Annotated in this window: 3 protein-coding genes and 1 pseudogene; 1 reads left to right on the top strand and 3 read right to left on the bottom strand. The window is 64.9% G+C overall.

Going from position 1 to position 4127, the window contains the following annotated elements; all coding sequences use genetic code 11:
• The first annotated feature begins 688 nt into the window (after positions 1 to 688).
• Positions 689 to 1177 carry a toll/interleukin-1 receptor domain-containing protein gene (locus D7X96_RS38675; protein ID WP_244219876.1) on the top strand — a complete coding sequence of 163 codons (489 nt, stop codon included), beginning with the start codon at positions 689 to 691 and terminating at the stop codon, positions 1175 to 1177.
• On the opposite strand, the pseudogene D7X96_RS38670 reads toward D7X96_RS38675, so the two are convergent.
• From D7X96_RS38670 to D7X96_RS38660, 3 genes and pseudogenes are all read right to left on the bottom strand, one after another.
• Positions 1170 to 1706, bottom strand: a pseudogene (locus tag D7X96_RS38670) (transposase); the annotation flags it as partial. The gene D7X96_RS38675 and the pseudogene D7X96_RS38670 sit on opposite strands and share 8 nt — an antisense overlap.
• A gap of 69 nt (positions 1707 to 1775) precedes the next feature.
• Complete coding sequence (locus tag D7X96_RS38665; RefSeq protein ID WP_306449928.1) at positions 1776 to 2201, bottom strand: imm11 family protein; 426 nt, start codon at positions 2199 to 2201, stop codon at positions 1776 to 1778.
• 166 nt (positions 2202 to 2367) lie between these two features.
• Positions 2368 to 3717 carry an AHH domain-containing protein gene (locus D7X96_RS38660; protein ID WP_121771978.1) on the bottom strand — a complete coding sequence of 450 codons (1350 nt, stop codon included), beginning with the start codon at positions 3715 to 3717 and terminating at the stop codon, positions 2368 to 2370.
• Between the last annotated feature and the right edge of the window lie 410 nt (positions 3718 to 4127).

Genomic DNA, 4127 nt, shown 5'->3' with positions numbered 1-4127 from the left:
GATGGAGCCGTGACACGCGCGACTGGACGCCAGCGGGCCCCGTGCGCCTCAACCCCTCACCGGAAGCACAGGAGCCGAAGCGCATCGGCTGAACCCTTTCACGCGACATCTACCTTGACGCTCACCGAGACCGAACGGAGCGGGTTCCTGCTGCTTCCCCGCTCTGCCTGCGCCTGCCTGCCCTCCGGGCTGATCGAGAATCACGCCCCGTCGTTTAGCAAGCCGCGAACGAGGGCGCTCGCAACTTCCGAATTGGCTCCTTACATGCCCTGCCAGGGAGCGACATGGCCCTACACCTTGAGAGGGGGGGCGTTAGGGCGCATCGGAAGCCCCTCGCTGCTCTTCCAGACCTATTGGCCTACTATCGCACGGCGCTTTGCGGTAGGTCTAGAACGAATCGCTCTCGGTACCATCGGCCACTCAACCCTCTAATTGAGAGAGCGACTACAAATGGGAGGCTTACGACATGGCTGGATGCACAGCACCAGTAAATGGACATCGCACAGCGAGCGGAGCAGCGGCCTGCCCCGCATGTAGTAGCCGCTCTCGCGGGTACGGGTCGTATTCGTCTTCGTCTTCGTCCTACTCCCCGTCGGGGAGCGGCGGGAGTAGCTGGGGCGGCCGGAGCAGTGGCGGCGGGGCCGGCGGCAGCGTAAGGCCGCGCTGGTCGCGAGCAGGTTCATCCGTGGTGTATACGCCTGCCGAAGTGCGGACGCTCACGCCGGTGCGCGACAACTTCGAGAAGCGAGCGTCCGTGCCTGACCTCCGGGACGTTTTTCTTTGCCACGCGTGGGACGACCGGAAAGGGGCCGCCAAGGAGCTGCACGATCTGCTTGAGTCGAAAGGTGTCTCCGTTTGGTTCAGCGAGAAGGACGTCCTACTCGGCACTTCGTTGCTCCGCGAAATCGATAAGGGATTGGCGAAGTCGCGAGTCGGGATCGTGCTGGTGACCCCTGCGCTGCTGCAGCGCGTCGCAAAAGAGGGCATCGCTGACAAAGAGCTTTCGGCACTCTTGGCGCGTGATCTGCTCGTTCCCATCGTGCATGACACAACGTATGATGCTCTCCGCGAAGTCAGTCCCTTGCTCGGCTCGCGAAGTGGCCTGAGCACTGCAGAGGAGCCAATGGCAGACATCGCGGCCAAGCTGGCGGAGTTGGTCGCCCCTAATACTACTTGATCAGATGCGAGAGGGGCAGCGAGGCGGGGCGTGTGCGCCGACGTGGCGTAGGCAGAGCGGGCAGTGGCCGATGCGGCGTAGCAGCAGGTGCTGAAGTCGACGGCGCACCTGGGGCAGCGTCCACGGCGTCCTGCTCCGGGGGAAAAAGCGCTCGACGGAGCGCGAGGAAACCGTGGGCCACCATGCAAAGCGTGGCGTGGTGGTGGAAGCCTCTCCAGGTGCGGCCCTCGAAGTGGTCCAGCCCCACTTCCCCCTTCATCTCCTGGTAGTCGCGCTCCACGCGCCAGCGCAGCTTCGCCAGCGTCACCAGTCGCTTGAGCGGTGTGTCGGAGGGCAACGACGAAAGGTAATACTTCGTCGGTGCGGCTTCACCCGCTGGCCACTCGCACAGCAACCATTCCGGAGCCCCTGGCGCCTTACGCACGACGTGGCCTTCCGCGAGCTGGATTCGCACCGCGGCGAAGGTGGAGGACTGAAGGCCACGGCTGCCCTCGCGCCAGCTGACGCTGCGATACTCCTCGGGCCGTAGAACGCTCCCGGAGCGCAGTGACAGCCCCCGCCGGCACCGAGAACCAACTCGGAGCCGAGGAACATGCCCCTAAACCTCTTCAAACTTCGTTCCCGTGGCGCCCATGCGCTCAAGTGCGTCGCGGATTTCCTCTCGGACGATCAACGCGATGGGCCAGCCCCAGGCGCGGAACACCTTCGCATCATCTACCTGCGAAGCGTCAATCCGCATTCCCCAAACGTCTCGGTACTTTCCAACCTTCTCAGGGCGCCTGTCCTCCGGCGTCCACTTCTGAAATTCCTCGGTGGCCTTCTCGTCAATGCAGTGAATCAGCTTGGTGGCCACGAGAATGAAGAACTGTTCCAACTGGCCTTCAATCTCCACAGGCAGGGTTTGCACCTCCTCGGGCGCGAGTTCCGAGAGCACGGAAGCCACGCGGGCGTGGACCACGGGGGCCGCGAACGCCGCGAGTGAGAAATCAAGCGCCCTGCCGGTCACAGTCACGGGGAGCTTCAAGGCGCCCAAGTCCGGGAGTCGTTGGCCCCGATAGAACATCCACGGGTCGTCCACCTCCCGACCTTGAGCATCTATGGGAGTGCCGAGCAACCACCGGCCTGGAACAGTCATGTTGTCAGTCAACTTGAAGTACCGACTGGGCATGGGATTCATTGTGGCGCCGCATCTAGGTGCCCGTCACCAGCTTATTCAGCTTGGTGCCCGGAGTGGCAATCTGCTCCCCCAACCGGCCGAGTTCGGCTGTCAGCGCCTCACGGCATCGTTCCATGGTGCGGCATCCCTCGGTTGCGTCGGTCAGCCGCTCAAGAATTCGCTCGTGATAGGCTTGCGGGTGGGGCCCTTTGTGGCCCTTGACGTGGATGATGTTGGCCGGGTCGTCCAGCGACATGCCCGCCTTGTCGAAAATCTCCTGGAATCTGGGTGACCACGGACCTTCATTGTTCGTGGATTTCCACCACTTGTTCGTGGCGATGTGGTGGTCGTGGCCCTCCTCGTCCACCGGGGCGGCAGCCGTGCCCCCCATGGCCCGTGCCGTCATGGCCACCGCATTGGGGGCGAGTGCCACCGTGACGGCCTCGCCAGTCACCGCCACCGCTCCGACTTCGCCCACGGCAGCAAGGCGGATGCCCGCGCGGCCCCCAGCCACCGCCGCCGCCTGAGCTGAACCGGGCAGCGTTGGCACCTTCGAGGCGAAGCCTGCGGCCGTGTTGCCGATGGCCACCGTCGCCAGCAGCGCGAAGGCTCGCGCTGCATTCCGACCCATCACTTTGCCGTAGCCCTCACCCGCATCGCGTAGCTCGTCAAACGTGGTGGCCCGGTCCGTCTCTTCCACCAGCCGTTTGAAGCCCGCTATCAGCGTCCAGAAGGTATCCACCCCGAGGTAGACAATGGCTGTCGCCGTCATCACGGCAGCCAGGCCCTTGCTCACGGGTTCGGGCACCGACCAGAGGACCAGATAGAAGGTCATGGTCCACAGCGCCGCCGAGAGCGCCGCGTGCGGGTCGGCCATGCCTTTGAAGGCATCCAGCATTTCTTCCAGGACAACACCTTGAGCCATGGCCATGGCCAGCGCATAGCGCCCGTCTCCGGTGACGGTGGGACTCTCCGCCAGCAAGTGCAGACAGTCGCCCTTACGCCCGGTGCGCTCACACCAACGCAGATATGCCCGCGTCAGCTCCACATCCGCTGGCGGCATGTCGGAGGCCAGTGCAGCCCCCTCCATGGGCGTCATCTGCCGGGTGCGCGGATTGAAGAGGTACGTGCCGCCTCGGGCGTCCACTCCCATCAGGCGCCGCGCGGCCTGCTGGGGATTGGCCTGGAGCCTCACACCCCGCGCCAGCCTCGCTACGGCCGCTTTGAACTCGCGCCGCTCCACCTCCACCGACCCGGCTTCGCCGCTGTGAGGCGTGAAGACGACTGGCGGCCCCTGGCCCGTCTCCAAGCGCACCACGCGCCCTGAGGCACAGCCTGTCAACCAAACCAGCAGGAGTAGCGCGACAGCGCGATGTACCCTCATCAAGCCCCCCAGCGGGAAAGAGCTTCATCCTCCAGGGCGAGGCAGGGCCACGACCAGAACCCAGCGGATCGGGCCGCCCCGAGCGCCACCTCAGGGCGTGGCATCCGCGAGGTGCGCAGCGGCGGCCAGGGTCCATGCCGAGCACTACCTCGGAGCCGTGGAGCCTGCCGGTGCATGGTGGCCGCCAACGTCCGTGCCGAGCGCCACCTAGGGTCTGATGGGCGCTTACGGACGCGAATGCACCTGGAATGAATTCAGCCGTGCTCGGGTGTGGCTCTCATCCCCCCCAGTGTCAGCGTAGTTGTCGCCTCGGCTGAGCAGCCGAGGTGACCACCTTGAGCGGGGCGAGCAGGAAAACGACGGTGCCGTACACGGACGCATTCAAGAGTCAGATGGTGAAGCGGATGCTG

It is taken from the genome of Corallococcus interemptor, from assembly GCF_003668875.1.
GTDB lineage: Bacteria > Myxococcota > Myxococcia > Myxococcales > Myxococcaceae > Corallococcus > Corallococcus interemptor.
This window is presented reverse-complemented; position numbering and strand designations above follow the sequence as displayed.